Raw genomic sequence first — 20,838 nt, 5'->3', positions numbered from 1 at the left:
ATTCGGACAGAAATTTGCAGCGCACGCTGCGTGCCAGCCCTGTTAAGCTCTTTCAGGCTAAACTGCCCTCAGACCGCAAAACGGGCGCCAAGCGCGTTTTCACCGTATCCAGAAGCCCTCGCGCTTGATCCGGTTGCGAATGGCTTGCTCTTTGCGGGGCAAATTGTCCCGGTCAAAAAGCGCTCGCAGCTTTGCGCCGCGCCCCTGATACACCATGCGCTTGATGGGCTCATGGGCCTTGAGCGCTTTCTTGATCCGGTTGGGGGCACAGACAGTTTCAAGCGCCTCAACCACAGTGTCGCTTTCGCGCGCATATAGCAGCGGAAACAGACGGTAGTGGCAGGAAACCGCGCCATCAAGATAGCCCTCTGGCAGGCTGTCGCGCGCGCCCCCGAGTGCATGGATCACCAAGGGCAGGGCCACCTGATCAAGCCAAGGGTCAAGGCTCTGGCAAACCAGCTCTGCGGGGGGATCATCGCGAATGGCCAGCGCATAGGAAAGAAACTTCTCGCCAAATTCATGGGGGCAGTGAAAATAGAAAAAACCAGCGTTGAAATAGAGATACCGCTGCCAATATTCATCGGGCTGTGACAGGTCCAGGGAGCTGTCGTAATCGAGCCCGAACTTGTCATAAAGCGAGCGCCAGATCTGGCCATAGCCGGGGCCATAGAGCTCAGGTTTTGGCCATGTTCCCTCGCGCTTAAGCGAGGCGCTGGGGCGCGTGAAATCAAAGGGAACAGCGGCCAAATCTCCCAAGATTAACGTGTCTGTATCAAAGAAAACAAAGGCTTGGCCCTTGGGAAGGGCCGTCAGCGCTTCGATCTTGTTGCCGTAGGGGTAGGCCGCGCCAAAAGCGGCGCTCTCAAACGGCAGGATCTCGGCCTCAAGGGCTTGCAAAGCGGCCAGCACTTCGCCGTCATTGATGCGCGGATCGCGTGGCCAAAGCGGCCCCGGCTGGGGCTCGGCCACAAACACCCGGCCCCGAAAGCCGGGGCTGAAGTGGCGCAACGAGGCCACGAAGAGCAGGGCTTCATACTGAAGCCGCCCCGCTTGGCCGATCACACAAATGTTGAAATTCTCGGAAGAGGCTTGCTCTGGGGCCATTGGGGTGCTCATACTCGTTACCCGCCCGACTATAGCGCCAATCGCACGGCGCGTCCAAGGGCAAAGCCGTCCGCAGCGGCGGCGCTTGCGGTCCGCCGTCAGGCGGCCTACGCCCCAATCCGGTTCAGCCCCAAGGCGGTGAGGCGGCTGATCAGCTGCGCCGTTGGCACTTCCTGCACCGCCGCGCGCGTGCCCAAAGCCAGAGCCGCCGCCACGCCGGTGGCCTGTCCCATCGCCATGCATTGCGGCATTCCGCGCACCGAAGCAAAGGCCACAGGGTCGGCCGAAACCAGCCTGCCGGCAAACATGAGGTTCTCTATCTTTGCAGGCAGCAGCGCACGAAACGGGATCGTGTAATACTGGCCAGGGGCGAGAGCCGCTTCGTGGCTCATGCCGCCCTTGGCGCGCATCACATCATCCACCGGATTGTCACAGGCGACTATTCCATCTGGAAATTTTGTTGCGTTTGCAAGGTCTTGTCCGGTGATGCGGTAGAGCCCTTCGAGTTTGCGGGTTTCGCGCACGCCCACATTGGGAGAGAGCATGGCCATATAGGCATGATCAAAGCCGGGCACATCAGAGCGCAGGAACTGGGCGAGCTGATAGCATCGCCGCCGCCCCTCCTGGGTGGCTTTGGCCACGGCGGCCGGGTCGGTGCCGTCCACACCGCGCACATGGACGGAGTTGCAAAAGACATCCCCGTCATAAAGCCCCTTCATCAGGTAGAGTTTGGCGAGGTCCGGGTGCAGCCGCCCCTGCGCCACACCCCGACGGGCATAGGCTTCAAAATATGGGTCATCTGTGGCAAAGGCACGGGCCCAATCCACGTTCATCATGTGAAAGGAGATGGTCACAGCCATCATATTTCCCGCGGCGTCGCCCAGGCTGAAAGGCACACCCGCCTTGGCCGAAATATCGCCATCGCCGGAACAATCTATCACAATGCCCGCAAGCACATCCAAGGGGCCGTGGCGGTCATAGCACTGCACCCGCGCAATCCGGTTGTCCTGCATACAAGGCGTTATGGCGGTCGTGTTCAAGCGGATCTGCACGCCGGCCTCTTCCAGCATTTCAAACATGGTGAGCGTGGCGACATCATGGTCATAAATAATTTCAGGGCCGAAATTGGCCAGCGTGCAGGGGCGCTTTTCTGCGGCGGGGGGCTGCATCTTGGCGAGCCGCTCTGTCAGCTCTTGTAGCACCCCACCGATGATCTCGTCGACGGGGTAACCACCGCCCCAGGGCATTCCCGGGCAGAAGGCCATAACACCCCCGACTTTGCTGCTGGCTTCCAACAGCACCACAGACAGGCCCTCACGGGCGGCCGTGAGGGCGGCCCCAAAGCCAGCCGTGCCCCCGCCGATGACGAGCACATCTACACTGTCCTGCCGGTGCTGCATGGGTGCGCCTTCTTGTTGATGCTTTCCTGTCGTGCAGTGCAGCACAGATTGTCACGTCAGGAAAGCGGCAATCTTCAGGGCCGGGGCGCGCGCTCAGAGACCAGCCGGACAGCCAGCCGTTGTTCGGGGAAGAAACGCCCATAGCTCTCGCCTGTCATGAAATTCACGCTCCAACGGTTGCGTGGCGCAATCCAGTTCTTGTCGGAAGTCCAGTAAGGTTCAGCTGCGGTGTCCGGGAAAAGGTCGGCATCAATCATGGGCGGTGGGCAGGTCTTGCAGACAAGCTGGCTCAGCTCTTCTTCTGTTGGCAGGCGCCAGGTTCCGCCAAGCTGTGCGTTGGCTTGTTCTATGGCCTGTTCGATTTCATCGTAGTTGAGCCGGACAGCTTCTCCGATGCAGCGGGCGTTCTCTGCCTCCCACCTTTGGCCGACACTGCAACGCAACCAGCTGACCCCCTGAAGCAGGTCGTCAATAATATGACCCCGCGTGTAGTATTGGGCCGAGGCGGGCTGACAGGCGATGAGGGCTATGATAACGAAGGCAAAGCGCACCATTGTTTTCTCCGCGCGGGTTTTTCCTGTCATCCAGTTTGCAAGATTTGGACCAAGAACTCAAATTCTTGAGTTTGGAAGGCAGTAAATTTGTTTTCATCAGATGCTCAAGCGGCCAGCCCTTTTTGCCAAGGTTGGCACGAAACTTGACAGGTTTGTGTCGAATATAACGAAAAGGTTTCAAAATGGATCTCGCATCACTCATTGGGCTTATTGGTGCTGTCGGCATGATCATCGGGGCCATGCTGTCTGGCGGGGGGCTGGGTGCGTTTATTGATGTGCCGTCCATCTTGATCGTGTTTGGCGGCACCTTTTTTGCGGCCATGTATACGGCGCCGCTGCCGGTTTTTCTGGGCAGCTTCGGTGCCATGGCCAAGACATTTTTGCCACCTGTCAAAAAGATGGACACGATGATTGAGCGCATGATCGAGCTGGCCACGATTGCGCGCAAAGACGGGATGATGGCGCTCGAAGGTCAGGACGTGCCTGACAAATTCTTTGAGAAAGGCCTTCAGATGCTGGTGGACGGGGCGGACGAGGGCAAGCTCGTCAAGCAGCTGACACAGGAAATCAAGGCCATGAAAGTGCGCCACGAGCAAAACCAGGGCTGTATCAAGGCCTGGATTGATCTTGCCCCCGCGATGGGCATGATCGGAACCTTGGTCGGGCTTGTTTTGATGCTGGGCAACATGGCCGATCCGAAGGCCATTGGCCCGGCCATGGCCGTGGCCTTGCTGACAACACTTTATGGCGCCTTCATTGCGAATGTTTTGTTCATGCCCATGCAAACCAAACTGGAGGGCTACACCGCCTACGAGGTGACCTATCGCGAGATGGTGATCGAAGGCTTGCGCGGCATTGCGCGCAGTGAGAGCCCACGCAACATTCAAGATCAAATGGCGGCAAATCTGCCGCCCAAACTGCAAGCCAAGCTCGAAGCGGCCTAAGCGCGCCGTAAGAGAACCTTAGGCTTTCAAGGAGTCACCCATGGCTGATCCGATTGAATTGGAAGAAGAACAAGAGGAAGAAGAATGCCCAAAGTGCCCCCCGGTTGGGGCGCCTGCCTGGATGGCCACATTTGCTGATATGGCAACGCTTCTGATGGCTTTCTTCGTTTTGATCTTGTCTTTCGCCGAGTTTAACACCCCCAAATTCAAGCAAATTTCGGGGTCTTTGAAAAATGCGTTTGGTGTTCAGAAAGTTGTTCCGGTGGTGGAGCAGCCCAAGGGCACAACTGTGATCTCCATGGAGTTTAGCCCCTCGCCCAGCCCTTCGGTGACGCAGGAGATGACGCAGGAAACCACAGAAGTTCAAAAACCTGAGATAGAAGTCGACAGCAAAAAAGAAGATTCCGTCGATGGCGACCGGGATGATGATTTCGGACAGAGCGAAGGCTCAGGCCAGCCCGGGGAAACGGAAGGTCAGAAAACCGCTGCGGAAATGAATGCGGCCGAGCTGGGAGAAGCCTTGCAAGACGCGATCGCGAGTGGTGAGGTCTCTGTTGAAATGATGGGTGAGAATGTTGTGATCAACTTCCCGACCCAGGATCAAACCGAAAAAGACCTGCCAAGCTTGCTGGAAGAAACCCTTGCCGCGCTTGCAGAAGCGCGCAACGCGAGCGGGCAAGCCGAGAGCGAAGTTTTGTTTGGCGGACTGGAGCAGCAGCTCAAGGAGCTTGCGCAAGTCACCAGTGCCGACCGGGAGGGCGCGGGCCCGTCTGAGCAGACAATTATTGAAGCCCAGCAAAAACAGGCCGCCATCCAGAGCGCATCCCTGACACAAGACAGGCTCTCTGTGGCGCTCGAAAGCGAGATTGCACAGGGTCTTGTAACGGTTGAACAACGCGAAGATTCTGTCTTTGTGACCATCGGATCGGGCGGGGCATTTCCGTCAGGTTCTGCGGATCTGACCCGTGAGGCCACTGAGATCCTCAGCCGTGTCGCCTTTGCCTCCATGGAGGGGGACAGCGAGGTGACAGTGACCGGGCACACCGATGATGTTCCCATTTCCGACGGCGCTCTGTTTCGCGACAATTGGGATTTGGCTGCGGCTCGCGCGGCGAGTGTGGTTCAGTCCATGCAGGGAACCGGGCTTGTGGCCCCCGGAAAAATGAAGGCTGTCAGCTTGGGAGAAACGCAGCCGATTGAAGACAATTCCACGCCTGAAGGCCGCGAGAAGAACCGCCGGATCGAAATTGAGATCAGCTACTGAACCGGCAAGGTCAACTTTGCGGTTGATAGGTCGTTTATGTGAAGAGAAGGCGCAAGCAAGGATGCAAAAGCTATGGCTGTAGACTATCTGAGCACACTGAACAGCAAGGGTTCGGGGCTGAATATTACCCAGCTTGTTGACAGCATAGTTGCGGCCGAGACGGAGCCTGCGAAAAATCTGATCAACGAGAAATCGAGCGCCAACGATTTGTCTATTTCGGCAGTGGCCTTGTTGCGGTCCCGGATGAGCACGTTGCAGGCAGCGCTTGGCGCGGCGGGCACAGGCGGGCTGTATCGCGCTGAAAGTTCAACCACGGCTGTCTCTGTTGAGGTGACAGCCCCCAATGCGCTGACAGAGGCTGCGACACAACTGAATGTCACCCAACTTGCCACTGCTCAGGTGCTTGAGTTCGGGGGCTTTAGCAGCGCAGAGGATGTGCTTGCTGCGGGTGCGGTTTCCGTTGAGGTGGGCGCATGGAGCGGCACCGATTTTGCGGCCAACCCAGATGTGGCGGCCCGGTCTGTAAGCCTCGATGGCACGATGACACTGACCGGGTTTGCAACAGCGCTTTCCGAGCTGACCGGTATAAGTGCACGGGTCGTTGACAAAGGGGACGGCACGTTTTCTCTCAGTGTTGTCTCTGACATGGGCGCTGAAAATGCGTTACGCCTCACCGCATCGACCGCGGCGCTGGATGCCTTTGATACAACAGATGCCTCCAATGAGGTGATCGCTGCGGGCAACGCGCAGATCGAACTGGACGGGATTGCCCTGGAGCGCCCAAGCAACCAGATCACGGATGTGATTGCTGGAGTGGAGCTGACCCTGAATGCGGTGACGTCTTCCGCCCATAGCCTGACGGTTTCGATGGATGAATCTGGCGCAAAAGCGCGTCTGGGCGCGCTGATTGAACAGATCAACGGAATGCGCGGGTATTTGGACGAGGCGACAGCGCGTGGCCTGGGCGGTAGCGAGCGGGGCGCTTTGGCTGGGGATGCTGCGATTGGCGCGATCAAGCGAGAATTGGCAAGCCTGACCACCGCACCATTGAATGGGTTTGGGGATACCCCTCTTTATTTGTCCGAAATCGGTGTCCGCACAGAGCTTGACGGGACATTGAGCTTGGATGAGGAGGCCTTCACCGCAACGCTGGCGCAGGCTCCCGAGAAGTTTCAGGCGATTTATCAATCCCTCAACTCTATGGGTCAGAGCAATCTTGAGGTGAGTTTTTCTGCCACAGCTACGCCGCCTGAGGGTGTCCACAGCTTTGAATTTGACAGCAGTGGCGATGCGACCCTTGAAGGCGAAACCCTCTCGGCGCGGACCAATTCGGCCGGCCAGCAGGAGTATTACGCCCTCACCGGTGACTTTGCGGGGATGACGATCACAGTCTTGGAAGGGGCGGCGGCAAGCACGAACCTCTATGTTGGGGTGTCTCTCATTGATAAGCTTGATGCCTATCTCGCAGATGTTTTGGGCTCCAAAGGCGAAATTGCCACCAAGGAAACCTATTTGGGCACGAAAACGCGCGAGTATTCAGAGGAGCTTTCTGAGTTGGATGCGAAGGCTCTTGTTGTCGAGGCGCGTGAAATGCAGCGCTTTGCCAAAATGGAACAGATGGTCACGCAACTGAAATCGACCGGCGAATATATCACAACCATGATGGAGGCCTGGAAGAACCGCGACTGACCCGCGGTTGCGCGGTGCGCTAGATATTTTGAGGTTTGTCGATGACCAGCTTCTTCATTTTTTCAATGAGCGTGGTGCGCCCGATGTTGAGACGCTCGGCAGCATGGCTGACCATTCCATCTGTCATGGTCAACGCGGCCTCGATCAGCACCACTTCGATATCTCTCAAGTGCCCGCGCAGATCAATGCTGTCGTGGTGGACAAACCAGGGCTTATAGTCTTCTGGCCTTGGCGGCATAGGCACTAAGAGGTCTTCAATTTCCAGCTCGGAATTTCCAAGCAATGCGCTGCTGGCGTCCCACAAAGCGTCTTGCTCGATTTGCAACAGCTCGTTTGGAAGCTTCAGCGACAGCAGGTTTTCGCGAATGTGCGCCCCCGTAACATCTCGTCCCGAAAACAAGGCAAATGCGCGCTCAACCAGATTGCGCAGTTCGCGCACATTTCCCGGCCAATCATAGGCCAGTAGGGCTGTTAAGGCCGTTTCGGTAAAGACTGGTGGCGCGGCCTCGGCATCTTGAGCGCGGCGTTTCTCAACCAGCTTTTCCAGAAGGGCCGGGATATCCTCTCTGCGCTCGCTCAAGGGGGGGACGGCAATGGGAAAAACATTGAGCCGATAGTAGAGATCTGCCCTGAAGCTGCCGGCCTCAACCATGGCGAGCAGATCCTTATGGGTGGCGCAAACCAACCTGAGATTGAGAGGGATATCTTCATTCCCACCAACCCGTTGGATCGTGTGGTTCTCTAAAACCCGCAGGAGCTTTGTTTGCAAGCTGAGGGGCATGTCACCGATTTCGTCAAGAAACAACGTGCCATTATGGGATTGCTCAAACCGACCAAAACGACGCTTGTCGGCCCCGGTGAAGGCGCCTTTTTCGTAGCCAAAAAGCTCTGACTCCATCAGCTCGCCGGGGATAGCGGCACAATTGACGGCCACAAGCCTTCCGGAGCGCGCGCTGTCATCGTGCAGCGCCTGAGCCACAAGTTCTTTGCCTGCGCCTGTTGGCCCTGTCACAAGAACCGGCCCAATTGACGGCGCAACAGTTTCTATCAGCCGTTTCATCTGCATTGTGGCAGGCGAACCCCCGACAATTATTTTGGATGTTGCAGAGTGCGAACAATCGGCCATTTTGTGTCCATCTAGGTTATTTAAATTTTTGGTAACCATTATTTGATTTGTGTGCGAAGATTAGTGTCAGATTAATAAATAGTCCGTATTTTGACACCTAATATGCTAATTGCGTTTAATTGAGTGTCGTTTATACTACACTTGCCTCTGTTTATATTGCCATGGCTGCGATCTCATAATGACAACGAACAAGTCTACCGCTCTGGTGACGCTCCCGACTTCTTCAACCGGACTTGTTCCGCAGAATGCTTCGCGTGGAGAAGCCACTCTCTTGGCCGGCAAGGATGTCACGCTGCACAACCGAGAAGAGGTGCGCAACAAGCTTCCCGATATCCTGGGGCGGGCTTTGGCAAAGGCGTGGCTTGATCCTGATTTTGAGCGTCAGTTCAGTATGGAGCCCTTGGCGGCACTGGCTGAGGCCGGAGTTCATCTGCCGGCGACGATGTTTATTGAGGTTTCAAAATCGGTCGCAGATCGACCAAAAATTGTTGTTTATGAACAACAGGATGGATCCAAGTTCAAATCGCGGGTGCTCTATCTTCAACTCGTTATGTTGGCGGGAAAATGAGCAGGATTTTTTGGGCATATGCGATAGGGCTTGGACTGAGCGTGACGCTTCTTGGCGCGCCTGTTTTGTCACAGCAAGCAGAGTTGAGCGCGGATGAGCGGTTTGATTTGGCCGTGGAGGCTGTTCACGCTGGCGATTATGCTGTGGCTATCTCGGGGTTTACGGCTTTGGCCGAAACAGATGCGCCAGATGCGCAGTTTAATTTAGCGTTGCTTTTGAAAACAGGACTAGGGCAACCCAAAAACTACATTGGTGCTTATTATTGGGCTGTCTTATCTGACCTTGGGCGCGAGCACCGGGCTGTCAAAATGGTAACAGAGCTTGCAGCGTTTTTACCTGTTGAGAAGCGTTCTGAAGTGCATCAACGTATTATCAAACGGTTAAGTGATCAGCTTGCAGACGGTAATAGATCAGCCATTTTGAAATATGCGCGTATACACGCGGAGTTTCTGGAAGAGCCTGATTTCGAAACAGCCTATATTTGGTATTCTATTGCGCAGGCTTTGGCCATACGGGGGGGCGCGCAGGGCAGTGCGGCGATGGTTGACAATATGGAGCCTGCTGCCTTGATTGCGGCCCAAGCCAAGGCCCAAGAGATATTCTTGGGGTCCCCATTTGGTCAGAGGAACGCTATGGACCCGCAGAACTAAGGAACTGGCATTGCCAATACGCTGCTAGATGAGGGCGGGCTCTCCGCCTGGCTTATTTTTGTGAAAGCGGATGATAGTGTTGACATCAAGGTCTGAGAGCCCGGTGGCGCGTGAGATGTTTTCTGCGCTCTCGCCGGCCGCAGCCAAGGAAATGGCTATCTCGACTTTTTCAGCAGCCAGTGAAGCGCCTTTCGGCGGCATCCTCTTGGTGGTCTTGCCAAGGCTCTCGACAAGTATTGCGAGGCCATCAAGATCGTGTCGAATTTTCTGAAGCTGTTCAGAGTTGATTTTTTGGGCGCGGTTTTGTTGATCTTGCAACAGTCTAATGCAGCGTTTGGTTGCGCGCTGCGTGAGCCAAAGGCCCGCGCATACAACCAGCAGAGCAGCCAAAATACCCGCTGACGCAAGTATAAGTTCCGGCGAAATTTCGAGATTAGTAAGTTGCATTCAGCTCGCTCCTTTTTCGGTGAAGCGATTTGGTTTGCTCACTGGCCAGGGCGGGCTGGCTTGAACTCGGAAATCGCTTTGGACTTTAGGAGCAAATTTTGTTCCAATTTGGAGATTTCGAGCAAAAGTTTTTGTATTTCTTGTTTGGTCGTTTCTGGAAGTGGCAATGCGCCACCCGTTTTGAGCGCTGGAGCGATAAACTCAGCGATCAAAGTACTCATCTCTTCAGCCACTTCCTCTGGTCGCGTCGAAGTCTCTTCTTTGTCCCTTGCGAGGGCAAGCAATGTCTCTAAACGGGCAAGCGCTTCTCTTAGTTGCATTGACCAACTTTCAAGGGGCGCAGGCTGCCCGTCATCCTTGCATCTCTATGTAGCTTTCCATCAAGCGCTCGGAAATAAGCTCAAGATTGAGCGGATATTTTCCATCGGCTATTGCTTGCTTGATGCGTGTCACCGCTTCCATATCAATGGGTGGGCTGGACGCCAGCGAGGCAACAGAGGCTTTCACGGACAGCTGGCTGTCCACGGACGCTTGAGGTGCATTTGGTGTCGCGCCTGAGGACGCAACACTTGTGCGGGCGGAGGCACCCTTGGCGTCTTGCGGCGCCGGTGCAACCATTTGCCTTAGATTATGTTTAATTGAGTCAACCATGACATCCTCCTGATACATCCTTAACGACGCATATCTAGTTCGTGTTAGTGATGGGGGATACTTTTTTTGAACTTTCTACCATGGCATTGATTTTCTTGCCAGATTTTATGTTTTCGACGCTTATTATGTCACCAATTTGAGCATTTTCAAGCACTTTTCCGGCTGTAGAAACCTCAAATCCACCGACATTTTTCACAATCATGGCTGTTTGCCCCGCCTCTACGGCCCAGTTAAATTCTAGGTGACGTGCTTTCAAGGGTTGCAGGGCACTCAGGTTCTGTTTGGCGCGCCGCCCAATTACATCTTCCAAACGGAAAAAGGCACCAAGGCGCCTGCCTGGTGGAAGTTGGGTAAGGGATAAGATGTCTTCCGTCAGCACGGCGCCCTTCTTGACGCTGGCCAACAACACGACGCCTTTTGGGCCCTCATCACTTGTCTGGATTTGTGTTTCCGATACCTGTGGCATCAGCACCTCTGTGCGCACCAGAACGTGCCATGTATTCTCAGGGTCCGTGCAGGAGACGCGAGCCGTTTCCCAGCTGTCTGCAAATCTGGGCGTAACGTGCAGAGGGCTTGCGCAGGCGTAGAAGCGTCTTCGGTCTGATACTATTGGCTTGGCAGAAATGTTTTCATTTTGAAGTTGTTCCAGAATGGCTTCTTTGATGTCAGCCCCTGTAACGACTTGGCGTGCCTGAGCGCTCTGAGCCGTCAAAAGAGCAACGATCAAAGTGATGAGTGTCATGCTGAGGGGAGGGCGCTGCATCATTTGCTCAACTCCATGAATTGCACTGTTTTTCCAGACAAATCTCTGGGTCTCATACTGCTGTCTAGCGGCCTTAGGGAGACTGAATTGGGGTTCAGAGTGATGATTTCCAAAAGTTCATAGGGTGTGTCGCGCCCTTTTGTGTAGGCGAGGTGATGTTTGGTTAAGCCATCACGCCGACCAAATGGCAAAGTGAGCTGTTCGCCTTTAAGGGTAAGCCGCGCTGTCAATGGCTCACAGGCCCGCTCATCTGCAACGATTTGCGAAAGCTCGGTGACGGTTTGAACAATGTCCTCGATCACGGTTTGGCGCGACTTGATGGAAGACGCGTTGAGGCTTGCGAAGGGTGTGCGTTTGCTCAAAGTGATTTCTTTTTGAACAACCTTAGAGAGCGCAGATTTGCCAATATGATGGCGGTCCAAGGACACACTGATGGAGACCGGAAGAATTTCCGCCATGTTGCGCCGCTCTGGTGCCTTGATCGTTACAAAACTCTCAAGTGACGCGGTTGCTGGTGATCTTTTGGTTTGCGGTGCAGCGCCGCGCGTCAAGGTGGCGTAGTCAAAGCTGGGGTTTGAGGTTTGGGCTGCCGCCCGAGCTGTTGCGGACACTGATATGCCCGGTTTTGCTGCAAGCGCCTTCTGAACCCCAGCCGAGATATGCGGCTCCAGATTTTCCAGCCAGGCAGGTGATTGCCACGAGGTTTCAACGCGGGGCGGGGCCAGGGCAATGTCAAGTTCGGCCCGTCGCCCGCAGACCACGGGTGCGCTCAGGTTGCCCACAATCGCGTTGATTGTAACGGTTGATTTTTGTTTGGTCGTTTTTCTATTGAGAACGGTGTAACCAAGGATTTTGGAATCTGGGCGCACAACCAGCACATCGCTGCGCATGACCGATTGGGATATTGCGCTGTATCCGCTCACTTGCGCGCCGCCTTGGAGAGCGGCTTGATACAGGGCGTCTTGAAGCGCGCGCTGTTCGAGGCGCGCATCTGAAGGGGCACCGGTTGCAATAGCTTGCCCTGTTGCGCGCACGGCCATAGCCTCAGCCCTTACGGCGTGCGGCAAGCTGCCCAAGCACAGGCCGAGAACAAAGATATAGTGCATGACGTTTGTCATGCGCGTGGGCCAAAGACGAAACATTGCGGCCTCAGAAGCCTCTGTGTGCTTTGAGAACTTGCGCAATCGTTGCACGATCAATCTCAAGATGCACAGAGTAGGTATCGCCACCCTTTGGCTCAATCTTGACCGTTCGGGCGCCCCGAATGACACCAGCAATGGAGGCACGCATTGTGTCTGATTGGAGCACATTCTCCGAGAGCTGCGTTTCGCTTTGCACAGACAAGCCGTGAATTTGTTCGGTCAAGATCCGCATGGCGTCCATGCGCGCGGCGCGAATGGCCATGAGGCGTTTTTGATTGAGTGTCTTGCCCGGCTGAGACGAGATGACAGAATAGCCGACTGCCGAGATCGTTGGGACGGGGACAGATTTTACTGTCGTTACATCGAGCAGTTTCTTTGTCTGTGACAGCTCGCGGGCCTGCGCCTGCGAGGTGATTTCCTGTGGGGATTTGGATGATGTCAGCATCTGGCCCAAGCCCATCTGACAGCCCGAAACAAGCACGAGGCTCACCCCCAAGCCAAGGGCGCGGGCTGTTTTCAGAGGCAGACTGTTCGAAATTGCACGGCTCATTGGCGGTGTCTCCTGTGAAGTGTTGGTTGCCAAGGTGTTTGCAGGATTTATGCCAGCTTTCTTGATTGGCTCGATTGGTTGGAGAAAACCGCCCGAAATACGGGGTTGGCATGGGCTTTGCATATCTGAGGCGTGCGCAGATTTCCGCGTGGGCATGATAAGGCAGTTACTTTTGACAATGCGTTTGCAAATAAGGCTTTACAGCAGCTTGAGTTCCCATCTCGTGGTTGGGGCCAGTCAGCCTTTTGACAAAGGGGGGCTGTCATGGATCTGACACGCCAACAAACCCTGATAGAAGATGCAAAGCTGGCAGCGGGCAGCTCGGTGCTTCCGATCGGTATTTTGATCCTTGTGGCGATGATGGTTTTGCCGCTGCCAGTATTTCTGCTGGATAGCTTCTTTGTTGTGAATATCGTGTTGTCTCTGCTGATTTTGATGGTGGCGTTGCACACGCACCGCCCGCTTGATTTCTCCTCTTTTCCGAACCTGATCTTGATTGCCACTGTCTTGCGGCTGGCTCTCAATGTTGCTTCAACGCGGGTGGTATTGAGTGAGGGCCACACTGGTGCAGATGCTGCCGGGCAGGTTATCAAAGCGTTCGGAGAGTTTGTTGTCGCGGGCAACTATGCTGTCGGTATTTTTGTGTTCATCATTCTCGTGATCATCAACCTTGTGGTGATCACAAAGGGTGCTGGACGTGTTTCCGAGGTGTCTGCACGCTTCACCCTTGACGCCATGCCGGGCAAACAAATGGCGATTGATGCGGATTTGAATGCCGGGATCATGACCCCTGAAGAGGCAACTGCACGCCGCCAGGAAGTGGCGGATGAAGCCGATTTTTACGGTTCAATGGATGGTGCCTCCAAGTTTGTGAAGGGCGACGCCATTGCTGGTCTGTTGATCTTGGCGATCAACATTATTGGTGGTCTGATTATTGGTGTCGCTCAACATCAGATGGCTGTGGGGGATGCTGCGCAAGCCTATATTCTATTGTCTATCGGAGATGGCCTTGTAGCGCAAATTCCGTCTTTGCTTCTGTCAATTGCGACCGCCATCATTGTGACGCGCGTTTCCTCCACGCAGGACATGGCACAGCACATAGGTGGGCAGGTAAATCTGTCTCGCGCTTGGATGCCCACCGCAGGGGTTATTTTTATTTTGGGCTTGGTGCCGGGAATGCCCAATCAGCTGTTCATGTTTTTTGCTGTTCTCACAGGCGTTGCAGCATATTTTGCGCGCAAGTCAGAGGCGCTTGCCGCAGAGGAAGACGCCGTTGAGGCGCAAGATCTGGACGAAGAGGAGCAGGCTGATGCCGAGTCTGTTCTGCTGTCGGATGTCACGGACTATTCGGCCGTTTCAATGCAGCTTGGCTACGGTCTTATCAGCTTGGTGGACGAAGAACAGTCTGGCCCGCTGGTGAGCCGAATTACCGGTGTGCGCCGGGAGGTGTCCCGCGGGCTTGGCTTTGTTGTGCCAGGGGTGCGCATCCGTGATGATCTGTCGTTGCAACCCAATCAATACCGTATTCGGATCGGGCAAACGATTGTGGGGGAGGATATTGCTTATCCAGACCGCAAGCTCGCTTTGCCGGGAGATGGGACACATATCCAGCTTGACGGCATTGAGGTGAAAGATCCGTCCTTTGGCATGGATGCGGTATGGATCAGACCGCAGCAACAGGCCGAGGCTGAGGCAAATGATTATGTCGTTATTGAACCTGACTCAGTGATCTCAACGCATCTTAGCCAGTTGCTCAACAAGCACGCGGCCGATCTGATTGGCCAGGATGATGTTCAGGCGTTGTTAGACCAGTTGGGGGAGGCAAGCCCAAATCTTGTGAAGTCAATCGTGCCGAAGCTTGTGCCTTTGCACATGTTGACCTTGGTTCTGAGGCGGCTTTTGTCAGAGCGGATCCCAATTTCAGATCTGCGGCGCATTTTGGAAGGGCTTTCAAATTTCGTTGGGCCGAATATGTCGCCCAACGATATGGCTGAAGCGTTGCGACCCGCGTTAACGCCTCTGCTCATTCAACAGGTTGCCCCTCTGGGCACGGTATTGCCCTTGATGACGCTCACTCCGGAGCTCGAACAGCTGATGTTGCGCACAGTGCGCCAAAATGGGCAGGACGGGCTTGTTTTGGAGGGCAGCCTTGCTGAACAATTGATGCGCTCGATCAACGATACCAGCGAAAAACTTAGTGCAGATGGGCGTCCAACCATCATGGTGGTTGCACCACAAATCAGAGCGGTTTTCTCAGATTTTGTGCGCACGCATCTGCCGGATATGATCATCTTGAGCTTCACAGAGCTCCCCGAAAACCGTCGCGTTGAAGTCTATGCCACGATTGGCGGCTTTGATGCCCTTGGTGCGGAGGGGAGCACATCGGCCTCCTCGGCCTCGCCGCAATCTCAACCAGAAAACGTCTGAGGTAATTCAATATGCCAACCATCACCGTAATGGCGCCAGACAGCGCACTCGCCATGGATGAAGTCGTTCGTCAATTGGGAGACGGCGCTTATATTTTGTCGACGACGCAGCAAGACGGCATGATCCGGATTAAGGCCACCAACGATCCAATGAACAGTGCCCCCAAACGTAACAGCCTCGTGCACACCGTTTATGAGGATGAAGAGGCGCTTCACGTTGTGGCTGGAGAGCCCCCAAGAAGGTCTGCTCCTCTGGAAAATGGCCAAGATGACGGGGGGCGAAATGCGCCTTCCCAACAGACGGTTAGGCCACATGAGGAGCGCCCACACCTTGTGGCAATGGAGGGCGGTTTGTCTCTCGGGCGGGATGGTGCTGCGCAGGCCTCACACACCGGCGATCTGGCTTCACATTTGGGCAAGTTGATGGCTGCGCAAACCGCTCCTCTTGAGGCTGAGGATGAACCGGCAAAGCCCGTGTTGGCTGAAAAAGAGGTGTCCGGGCCAAGCGCGCCGGAAAAATCATCAGACCCTGAGAATCAGGAAGCCTATAGTGCTGAAAGCATAAGCGATACGGTAGAGGAAACCCTTGAGGCGCGCTTGCGGCGGGTTGAAATCGCGTTGGGCGTTGTCCCAAACAGTCGCGAAATTTGTGAGACTGCCCCTCAAGCTTACGACGGACGTGAGCTTGTTGACGCCGGATTTGATCCCTCAGATGTGGAAAATGCGCTGGATATGCTGGTGCAGCGCGGTTTTCCGGCGGCAAAAATTGAGCGATCAGATCTGATTGGCGCATTGGTTGAAAATATTGTGTCATATGATCCGACACAGGCTTTGGATGCTGATGTGCTGTTTGTGATCGGAGCTTCTGGCAGCGGAAAGACAACCTTGGCAGCGAAATTTGCTGCTTTGCTCAAGGAAACGCGCGAAGCACGCGAGGTGTCTTTGGTAAATTTTGTTGGAGAGGCGGCACCGCAGCTTGGTTTGATGGAGCACTATGGCCGACTTGTTGACGTGCCGGTGGAACACTGGTCTCCTGAAACGAAAACGGGCTGGAGACTGCCAAATTCAGGACAAACTTTGATCCTTGATATGGCGTGCTCACTTGAGGCAGCCCTTGAAATTCTGCCACAATTGCAAACTTTCTTTTCTCAGCACCGTATCCACACGGTTTTTGCGGTGCCAAGCGGCCTTGGAAGCCAGCGTCTTCAGCGCGATCTTGCGCTTGTTGCACCTGCCGCACCGGAAGTTGTTTTGACCAAGCTGGACGAGTGCACTTATTCGGTTCTCGAAATGGCGCAAGTTCATGCCAGCCCCGTTGAAATCGGTTGGCTGGCCGGCACGCGCGCGCTTGTGGGGAATGTCTCGCAGGCCACAGGGGCAATAATGGAACAATACTTGCAAGAAACCCTGTTGGGCGACGAGGTGTCATCCGAAACTGCGCAAATGGAAACAAACGTATGACACAATCCATTACCATCGCGAGCGGAAAAGGTGGCGTTGGCAAAACATGTATCGCAGTGAACTTGGCGATAATGTATGCCAGATTGGGCCACAGGGTATGTTTGTTTGATGCTGATTTTGGGCTCGCCAATTCTCATATTCTGATGGGAAAAAATGCAGGCAAAACGCTGCGGGACACTTTGGTAAACGGTGTTCCGATTGAACAGATATTGGAACGTGGTGTAGAGGGAGTTCAGCTGCTCGCAGGTGGCAGCGGGCTGGTCGATATGATGAATATCGACGACAAGGCCCGCTTTCAGCTTATTCGAAATGTAGATGCCATTGCAGATTCAACCGATATTCTGATTACAGATGCGCCGGCAGGGGCAAGCGACAATGCTTTGTCATTTGTCGCAGCATCCCAGCGGGTGTTGGTCGTTGTGGTGGCAGAGCCCACGAGTTTCATGGACGCTTACGCAATGATCAAGGCCGCCCATACAGAACATGGCCTGAAGCATTTTTCAATTGTGCTGAACATGGCGACAAATTCGGCGGAAGCGTTGCGGAATTTTGAAAACTTCCGTGCGATCGCGGCCCGCTTTTTGGATGTCGAGCTGAGCTTTGCGGGGCATGTCCCTTTTTCGGCACCGATGCGCCGCTCGGTTGTGCAACGCAAACCTTTGTTAGCGTCACAGAATGGAACGCCAGACAAAGAGTTGATTGCATTCAAAAATATTGCGCAGGCTGTATTAAAATCGCCAAGAAACAGCTTTGATGGCATCAGGTTTTTTGCGGATGACTTGGCACAGCTAGGGGATGTCTGATGGTATCACGCGGGCAATACTCAGAACAAAACCCTTCCTCGGAGGAACTGATTGAAGCCGAGCTTCAAACTGTCCGGCGCATTGCGTTCTATTTCTACGGCCGCGTTAAGGGCGCGGTTGAAGTGGATGATCTTGTGCAAGTTGGATACCTTGGCTTGATTGATGCCAGCCAAAAATATGTGAAAAAAAGCGGCGTCACTTTTGGGAGCTATGCCAAAATCCGCATTCGCGGCGCGATCGTTGACTTCTTGCGCCGTAATTCGAATTTGTGCCGCTCGACAATCGCTATGAAGCAAAAGGTCAATCAAACATCACTCGGTCTGGAGAGAAAACTACAGCGCGTGCCTTCCGACGAAGAAGTGGCGCAAGAGCTGTTAATCAGCGTTGAAGAGCTGCGCAAATGGCAACAGGCCTTTGAGGCAAATCTGCATCAATCCATTGATGAGGTGCATGATGAACACTCAATTTGGTTTGTTTCGGATGATGTGAATCCGGAGGAAGCGCTCAGTAACCAAGAGATCAAACGTGGATTGAGGGGGGAGCTTGAGAAGCTTTCTGAGCGGGAGGCTATGGTCATCCAGCTATACTATGTTGAAGAATTGAACGTCTATGAGATAGCCGAGATCTTGGGCATCAGCACCGGGCGTGTGTCGCAAATCAAGAAATCCGCAATAGGCCATTTACGCAGTGGCATGGCCAGTTTTTCAGCGAGCGCAAAGGCGGGCGACCTTTAGAGCGCGCATTTATCGTTACATGGTGAATACTGTCGTCTCACATTGCGAGATTCTTAACTGCGAGCGGTGTTGAACATGGACTTGGGCATCTTCGAAATGGATGGCCAAAGTTAAGTCCCCCTTTTTCACAACAACAACATCCCCTTCGATTTCTGCGATTGGAATGAGGCTCATTCCCTGGGGCTGTGTAAGCTGGATATTTTGACCAACGCGAGGCTTGTTGATAACCAATTCAAATGGACCAATAAGCGGGCTCGTGCAACTCAGCGTCTTATGTTCAAAACGCGTGAAGCTGCCTTGGGCGTAAAAAAAACACAAAGCAGCGATTGAAATAAAGCCAAGAATAATCCCCCAATTTTTTGTCATTCTTTACTCGTTTTACTTGTGGGCTTGCTGGTTTCTGGTTTCGAAGCTTGATCTAATTGCTCCACAACCACCGCTTTACCCGCGTCGACCAACCGTTGGGCATCTTCTATATTCACTTCAATCACGAAATCCTTAAAAAACCTCATCCCATTCACAACTGTTTCTTCCAGAATTTTGACTTTTTTCCAGCTTTGTGGGGCTGTGCTGTTTTCTCCCGCGGCATCATGATTTTGTGCCGCTTCAGTCAGGCTTTGTGCCTTTGGTTGCTTGGAGCTTGGCTCAAGCAAGGCGATGTCGTCCGCGACTGATTTTGGTTCTGCCTTGCCTATGTAAAGAATTTTTTGGCGAATGAGCCATGTCTTTGCGGCGAGCAGGCCCAGGCGCGCTGTTGCGTCTTTCTCGGTGGGCAACTGAGCGCGCAACGCCTCTAAGGCTTCATCTAGCGTTTTTGATTTAACAGTCTTCAAGACACGCAGGCGTAGTCGTTTCATTTGATACGATAAAACGGTGTCGTGACCTGTATCTGCCTTTTTATAATCTGAGACTTTTGCCATAAATTTTCGCTCCTCTCTTTATTTGGCATCCAACTTGCAAATAACGCTCCAAGATTGCCCCTTTTTCTCAAAAAGATGAAGCGAAAGACAGATGGACGGAATTAGACAACACTTTGGTATTCATGATGAGGCTTTAGCGTTGCGTTCAAAGCGCAATACGATTTTGGCATCGAATATTGCAAATGCGGCGACCCCAAATTTTAAGGCCAGAGATGTCGATTTTGAGGCGACCCTCGCAAAAGCTTTGCCCGGCGGGCTTTTGAGCACATCTGATGACAAACATGTTGCGCGGCCAGAGAACCTTCACGCTGGGCGTTTGCAATATCGCGATCCGGTAAACCCTGCGCTGGATGGAAATACGGTCGAGCTTGCGGTTGAGCAAATGGAGTTTTCCGAAAATGTGGTGCGCTATCAGACTTCGTTAACTTTTCTGAATCGCAAGGTTTCGGGTCTTATGGCTGCAATAAAGGGGGAGTGATATGTCGGGTATTGAGAATATTTTTGATATAGCAAGCCGGGCGATGTCTTCGCAAATGACGCGCTTGAATACCGTCGCCAGTAATATCGCAAACGCCAACAGTGTCGCGGGCAGCCGCGAAGAGGCTTATCAAGCGATCAAGCCGCTTTTTGAAACGGAATATGCAAGCCACGCGAAGACCAGCGGTGTTGCAACGGTAAATGTTGCTGGGATCGTGACAGCAAACCGAGAACCCAGCAAAGTTTATCAACCCGAGCACCCCAAGGCCGATGACGAAGGTTATGTTTGGGGCGCAGCAGTGGATGTCGAAGAAGAAATGGTCGAGATGCTTGAAGCCTCGCGCCAGTATCAAAACAATTTGGAAGTCGTGTCGACTTTGCGCTCGCTTATGATGCGCACCGTCAACATGGGCCGCTAGGAAAAGGAAAAGACATGTCCAATATCGACTCAACGGGCGCAGCGGCGCAGCAAGCAATTTTTGACAAACTTGGGATTAACACACAAAAGTCGGCGGCAGAGCGGGCCAGTGATGACAAGTTGGGTCAGGACGACTTTTTGCAACTTATGACCGCACAACTGCAAAACCAAGATCCCTTTGCGCCGATGGAAAACGGTGATTTTATCGCCCAAATGGCCCAGTTTTCAACTGTTTCAGGTATTGAGGAAATCAATACAAACCTGAAATCTCTATCTGCCGAGATGTCTCAAACACGGATAGCAACGGCATCTACTTTGCTCGGTCATTCTGTTTTGGTTCCCGGTTCAATGGCCCGTCCAGATGACAACGGTGAAATACACGGGGTCTTTGAGCTGCCCCAAGCAGCCAGCGCAACGCGGGTTTCATTTACAGATGCCACAACAGGTGAATTGCTTCATTCGGATGACCTGGGGCCACAAGGCACAGGCCTGGTTGGGTTTAGCTGGACAGATATCCCCACAGCGCTGCGAGAGGGGAACAGGAAAATTAAAGTGGATGTGGCTGCCAATACGGGCGCAGGGATGGAGACGATGGGTCCGTCAATCTATGCGCGTGTGCTTTCTGCCTCCTCCTATGGCGAAGCCGAGAATGCTCCAACGTTGGATGTTGAGGATTATGGCACGATTGATGCAAGCACAGTGAGCCGCATTCGCTAAGGCGCTGGAACATTGAAGCTCTGTAGAGCT

Annotated in this window: 24 protein-coding genes; 12 read left to right on the top strand and 12 right to left on the bottom strand. The window is 53.9% G+C overall.

The features are described from left to right. Positions 1-99 precede the first annotated feature (99 nt). The 3 genes from Q0478_RS03500 to Q0478_RS03490 all read right to left on the bottom strand — a co-directional run bounded on the left by Q0478_RS03500 (position 100) and on the right by Q0478_RS03490 (position 3,088). Positions 100-1,116, bottom strand: coding sequence for a hypothetical protein (locus Q0478_RS03500; RefSeq protein WP_298676254.1), 1,017 nt, complete (start codon positions 1,114-1,116; stop codon positions 100-102). Positions 1,117-1,211: 95 nt separating this feature from the next. Then, positions 1,212-2,504: an FAD-dependent oxidoreductase gene (locus Q0478_RS03495; RefSeq protein WP_298676252.1), complete on the bottom strand. Its 1,293-nt coding sequence runs from the start codon at positions 2,502-2,504 to the stop codon at positions 1,212-1,214. A gap of 74 nt (positions 2,505-2,578) precedes the next feature. Then, a complete protein-coding gene (locus tag Q0478_RS03490) occupies positions 2,579-3,088 on the bottom strand; it encodes a DUF1566 domain-containing protein (RefSeq protein WP_298676250.1) in 510 nt (169 codons plus the stop codon). Between the two features lie 152 nt (positions 3,089-3,240). Here Q0478_RS03490 and Q0478_RS03485 point away from each other — a divergent pair, with 152 nt between their 5' ends. The 3 genes from Q0478_RS03485 (at position 3,241) to fliD (ending at position 6,955) form a co-directional block, all read left to right on the top strand. Then, entirely contained in the window at positions 3,241-4,002 is a 762-nt protein-coding gene (locus Q0478_RS03485; RefSeq protein WP_298676249.1) for a MotA/TolQ/ExbB proton channel family protein, read from the top strand. A gap of 40 nt (positions 4,003-4,042) precedes the next feature. Further along, positions 4,043-5,266, top strand: a complete 1,224-nt coding sequence (locus Q0478_RS03480) for an OmpA family protein (RefSeq protein WP_298676247.1) — start codon at positions 4,043-4,045, stop codon at positions 5,264-5,266. A 72-nt stretch (positions 5,267-5,338) separates the two neighbouring features. Continuing rightward, positions 5,339-6,955, top strand: a complete 1,617-nt coding sequence (fliD, locus tag Q0478_RS03475) for a flagellar filament capping protein FliD (protein WP_298676245.1) — start codon at positions 5,339-5,341, stop codon at positions 6,953-6,955. A gap of 19 nt (positions 6,956-6,974) precedes the next feature. Here the strand turns inward: fliD and Q0478_RS03470 are convergent, their stop codons facing one another. Beyond that, complete coding sequence (locus tag Q0478_RS03470; RefSeq protein WP_298676243.1) at positions 6,975-8,081, bottom strand: sigma-54-dependent Fis family transcriptional regulator; 1,107 nt, start codon at positions 8,079-8,081, stop codon at positions 6,975-6,977. A 178-nt stretch (positions 8,082-8,259) separates the two neighbouring features. On the opposite strand from Q0478_RS03470, the gene Q0478_RS03465 reads away from it, so the two are divergent. After that, entirely contained in the window at positions 8,260-8,649 is a 390-nt protein-coding gene (locus Q0478_RS03465) for a hypothetical protein (protein WP_298676241.1), read from the top strand. 83 nt (positions 8,650-8,732) lie between these two features. Beyond that, positions 8,733-9,299 carry a hypothetical protein gene (locus tag Q0478_RS03460; protein WP_298676238.1) on the top strand — a complete coding sequence of 189 codons (567 nt, stop codon included), beginning with the start codon at positions 8,733-8,735 and terminating at the stop codon, positions 9,297-9,299. A 24-nt stretch (positions 9,300-9,323) separates the two neighbouring features. Here the strand turns inward: Q0478_RS03460 and Q0478_RS03455 are convergent, their stop codons facing one another. From Q0478_RS03455 to Q0478_RS03430, 6 genes are all read right to left on the bottom strand, one after another. Beyond that, positions 9,324-9,746: a hypothetical protein gene (locus Q0478_RS03455; RefSeq protein ID WP_298676236.1), complete on the bottom strand. Its 423-nt coding sequence runs from the start codon at positions 9,744-9,746 to the stop codon at positions 9,324-9,326. Between the two features lie 38 nt (positions 9,747-9,784). Beyond that, positions 9,785-10,066, bottom strand: a complete 282-nt coding sequence (locus Q0478_RS03450; RefSeq protein WP_298676235.1) for a hypothetical protein — start codon at positions 10,064-10,066, stop codon at positions 9,785-9,787. 31 nt (positions 10,067-10,097) lie between these two features. Beyond that, on the bottom strand, positions 10,098-10,397 hold the full coding sequence (gene flgM / locus Q0478_RS03445; protein ID WP_298676234.1) for a flagellar biosynthesis anti-sigma factor FlgM: 300 nt from the start codon (positions 10,395-10,397) through the stop codon (positions 10,098-10,100). A gap of 34 nt (positions 10,398-10,431) precedes the next feature. Beyond that, the gene (flgA, locus tag Q0478_RS03440; protein WP_298676233.1) at positions 10,432-11,163 is read right to left on the bottom strand and encodes a flagellar basal body P-ring formation chaperone FlgA; all 732 of its coding nucleotides are present in this window, start codon (positions 11,161-11,163) and stop codon (positions 10,432-10,434) included. Next, complete coding sequence (locus tag Q0478_RS03435) at positions 11,160-12,200, bottom strand: flagellar assembly protein T N-terminal domain-containing protein (RefSeq protein ID WP_298676273.1); 1,041 nt, start codon at positions 12,198-12,200, stop codon at positions 11,160-11,162. The genes flgA and Q0478_RS03435 overlap by 4 nt, the downstream gene beginning before the upstream one ends. 109 nt (positions 12,201-12,309) lie before the next feature. Then, the gene (locus tag Q0478_RS03430) at positions 12,310-12,852 is read right to left on the bottom strand and encodes an LPP20 family lipoprotein (protein ID WP_298676231.1); all 543 of its coding nucleotides are present in this window, start codon (positions 12,850-12,852) and stop codon (positions 12,310-12,312) included. Positions 12,853-13,116: 264 nt separating this feature from the next. Between Q0478_RS03430 and flhA the strand changes: the two genes are divergently transcribed. The 4 genes from flhA to Q0478_RS03410 are packed head-to-tail and all read left to right on the top strand — an operon-like array spanning position 13,117 to position 18,276. Continuing rightward, positions 13,117-15,279, top strand: coding sequence for a flagellar biosynthesis protein FlhA (flhA, locus tag Q0478_RS03425; protein WP_298676229.1), 2,163 nt, complete (start codon positions 13,117-13,119; stop codon positions 15,277-15,279). A gap of 11 nt (positions 15,280-15,290) precedes the next feature. Then, entirely contained in the window at positions 15,291-16,739 is a 1,449-nt protein-coding gene (locus Q0478_RS03420) for a hypothetical protein (protein WP_298676228.1), read from the top strand. Next, positions 16,736-17,542: a P-loop NTPase gene (locus tag Q0478_RS03415; RefSeq protein WP_298676226.1), complete on the top strand. Its 807-nt coding sequence runs from the start codon at positions 16,736-16,738 to the stop codon at positions 17,540-17,542. The genes Q0478_RS03420 and Q0478_RS03415 overlap by 4 nt, the downstream gene beginning before the upstream one ends. Beyond that, on the top strand, positions 17,542-18,276 hold the full coding sequence (locus Q0478_RS03410; RefSeq protein WP_298676224.1) for a sigma-70 family RNA polymerase sigma factor: 735 nt from the start codon (positions 17,542-17,544) through the stop codon (positions 18,274-18,276). Before Q0478_RS03415 ends, Q0478_RS03410 begins: the two co-directional genes overlap by 1 nt. 15 nt (positions 18,277-18,291) lie before the next feature. Here the strand turns inward: Q0478_RS03410 and Q0478_RS03405 are convergent, their stop codons facing one another. Continuing rightward, positions 18,292-18,642, bottom strand: a complete 351-nt coding sequence (locus Q0478_RS03405; protein ID WP_298676222.1) for a hypothetical protein — start codon at positions 18,640-18,642, stop codon at positions 18,292-18,294. Continuing rightward, complete coding sequence (locus Q0478_RS03400; RefSeq protein ID WP_298676220.1) at positions 18,639-19,196, bottom strand: hypothetical protein; 558 nt, start codon at positions 19,194-19,196, stop codon at positions 18,639-18,641. The genes Q0478_RS03405 and Q0478_RS03400 overlap by 4 nt, the downstream gene beginning before the upstream one ends. Positions 19,197-19,287: 91 nt before the next feature. On the opposite strand from Q0478_RS03400, the gene flgB reads away from it, so the two are divergent. The 3 genes from flgB to Q0478_RS03385 are packed head-to-tail and all read left to right on the top strand — an operon-like array spanning position 19,288 to position 20,808. Further along, complete coding sequence (gene flgB, locus Q0478_RS03395) at positions 19,288-19,674, top strand: flagellar basal body rod protein FlgB (RefSeq protein ID WP_298676218.1); 387 nt, start codon at positions 19,288-19,290, stop codon at positions 19,672-19,674. Position 19,675: 1 nt separating this feature from the next. Beyond that, a complete protein-coding gene (gene flgC / locus Q0478_RS03390) occupies positions 19,676-20,092 on the top strand; it encodes a flagellar basal body rod protein FlgC (RefSeq protein WP_298676216.1) in 417 nt (138 codons plus the stop codon). Positions 20,093-20,106: 14 nt separating this feature from the next. Further along, positions 20,107-20,808 carry a flagellar hook capping FlgD N-terminal domain-containing protein gene (locus Q0478_RS03385; protein ID WP_298676214.1) on the top strand — a complete coding sequence of 234 codons (702 nt, stop codon included), beginning with the start codon at positions 20,107-20,109 and terminating at the stop codon, positions 20,806-20,808. The last annotated feature ends 30 nt before the right edge of the window (positions 20,809-20,838 follow it).

The sequence above is a fragment of the uncultured Lentibacter sp. genome (assembly GCF_937123735.1).
Classification (GTDB): Bacteria; Pseudomonadota; Alphaproteobacteria; order Rhodobacterales; family Rhodobacteraceae; genus Lentibacter.
This window is presented reverse-complemented; position numbering and strand designations above follow the sequence as displayed.

What these genes read in the sequence shown, in the direction of transcription:
- Q0478_RS03500 (WP_298676254.1), bottom strand. Translation starts at nt 1,116, where the DNA reads ATGAGCACCCCAATGGCCCCAGAGCAAGCCTCTTCCGAGAATTTCAAC.
- Q0478_RS03495 (WP_298676252.1), bottom strand. Translation starts at nt 2,504, where the DNA reads ATGCAGCACCGGCAGGACAGTGTAGATGTGCTCGTCATCGGCGGGGGC.
- Q0478_RS03490 (WP_298676250.1), bottom strand. Translation starts at nt 3,088, where the DNA reads ATGACAGGAAAAACCCGCGCGGAGAAAACAATGGTGCGCTTTGCCTTC.
- Q0478_RS03485 (WP_298676249.1), top strand. Translation starts at nt 3,241, where the DNA reads ATGGATCTCGCATCACTCATTGGGCTTATTGGTGCTGTCGGCATGATC.
- Q0478_RS03480 (WP_298676247.1), top strand. Translation starts at nt 4,043, where the DNA reads ATGGCTGATCCGATTGAATTGGAAGAAGAACAAGAGGAAGAAGAATGC.
- fliD (WP_298676245.1), top strand. Translation starts at nt 5,339, where the DNA reads ATGGCTGTAGACTATCTGAGCACACTGAACAGCAAGGGTTCGGGGCTG.
- Q0478_RS03470 (WP_298676243.1), bottom strand. Translation starts at nt 8,081, where the DNA reads ATGGCCGATTGTTCGCACTCTGCAACATCCAAAATAATTGTCGGGGGT.
- Q0478_RS03465 (WP_298676241.1), top strand. Translation starts at nt 8,260, where the DNA reads ATGACAACGAACAAGTCTACCGCTCTGGTGACGCTCCCGACTTCTTCA.
- Q0478_RS03455 (WP_298676236.1), bottom strand. Translation starts at nt 9,746, where the DNA reads ATGCAACTTACTAATCTCGAAATTTCGCCGGAACTTATACTTGCGTCA.
- Q0478_RS03450 (WP_298676235.1), bottom strand. Translation starts at nt 10,066, where the DNA reads ATGCAACTAAGAGAAGCGCTTGCCCGTTTAGAGACATTGCTTGCCCTC.
- flgM (WP_298676234.1), bottom strand. Translation starts at nt 10,397, where the DNA reads ATGGTTGACTCAATTAAACATAATCTAAGGCAAATGGTTGCACCGGCG.
- flgA (WP_298676233.1), bottom strand. Translation starts at nt 11,163, where the DNA reads ATGATGCAGCGCCCTCCCCTCAGCATGACACTCATCACTTTGATCGTT.
- Q0478_RS03435 (WP_298676273.1), bottom strand. Translation starts at nt 12,200, where the DNA reads ATGGCCGTGCGCGCAACAGGGCAAGCTATTGCAACCGGTGCCCCTTCA.
- Q0478_RS03430 (WP_298676231.1), bottom strand. Translation starts at nt 12,852, where the DNA reads ATGAGCCGTGCAATTTCGAACAGTCTGCCTCTGAAAACAGCCCGCGCC.
- flhA (WP_298676229.1), top strand. Translation starts at nt 13,117, where the DNA reads ATGGATCTGACACGCCAACAAACCCTGATAGAAGATGCAAAGCTGGCA.
- Q0478_RS03420 (WP_298676228.1), top strand. Translation starts at nt 15,291, where the DNA reads ATGCCAACCATCACCGTAATGGCGCCAGACAGCGCACTCGCCATGGAT.
- Q0478_RS03415 (WP_298676226.1), top strand. Translation starts at nt 16,736, where the DNA reads ATGACACAATCCATTACCATCGCGAGCGGAAAAGGTGGCGTTGGCAAA.
- Q0478_RS03410 (WP_298676224.1), top strand. Translation starts at nt 17,542, where the DNA reads ATGGTATCACGCGGGCAATACTCAGAACAAAACCCTTCCTCGGAGGAA.
- Q0478_RS03405 (WP_298676222.1), bottom strand. Translation starts at nt 18,642, where the DNA reads ATGACAAAAAATTGGGGGATTATTCTTGGCTTTATTTCAATCGCTGCT.
- Q0478_RS03400 (WP_298676220.1), bottom strand. Translation starts at nt 19,196, where the DNA reads ATGGCAAAAGTCTCAGATTATAAAAAGGCAGATACAGGTCACGACACC.
- flgB (WP_298676218.1), top strand. Translation starts at nt 19,288, where the DNA reads ATGGACGGAATTAGACAACACTTTGGTATTCATGATGAGGCTTTAGCG.
- flgC (WP_298676216.1), top strand. Translation starts at nt 19,676, where the DNA reads ATGTCGGGTATTGAGAATATTTTTGATATAGCAAGCCGGGCGATGTCT.
- Q0478_RS03385 (WP_298676214.1), top strand. Translation starts at nt 20,107, where the DNA reads ATGTCCAATATCGACTCAACGGGCGCAGCGGCGCAGCAAGCAATTTTT.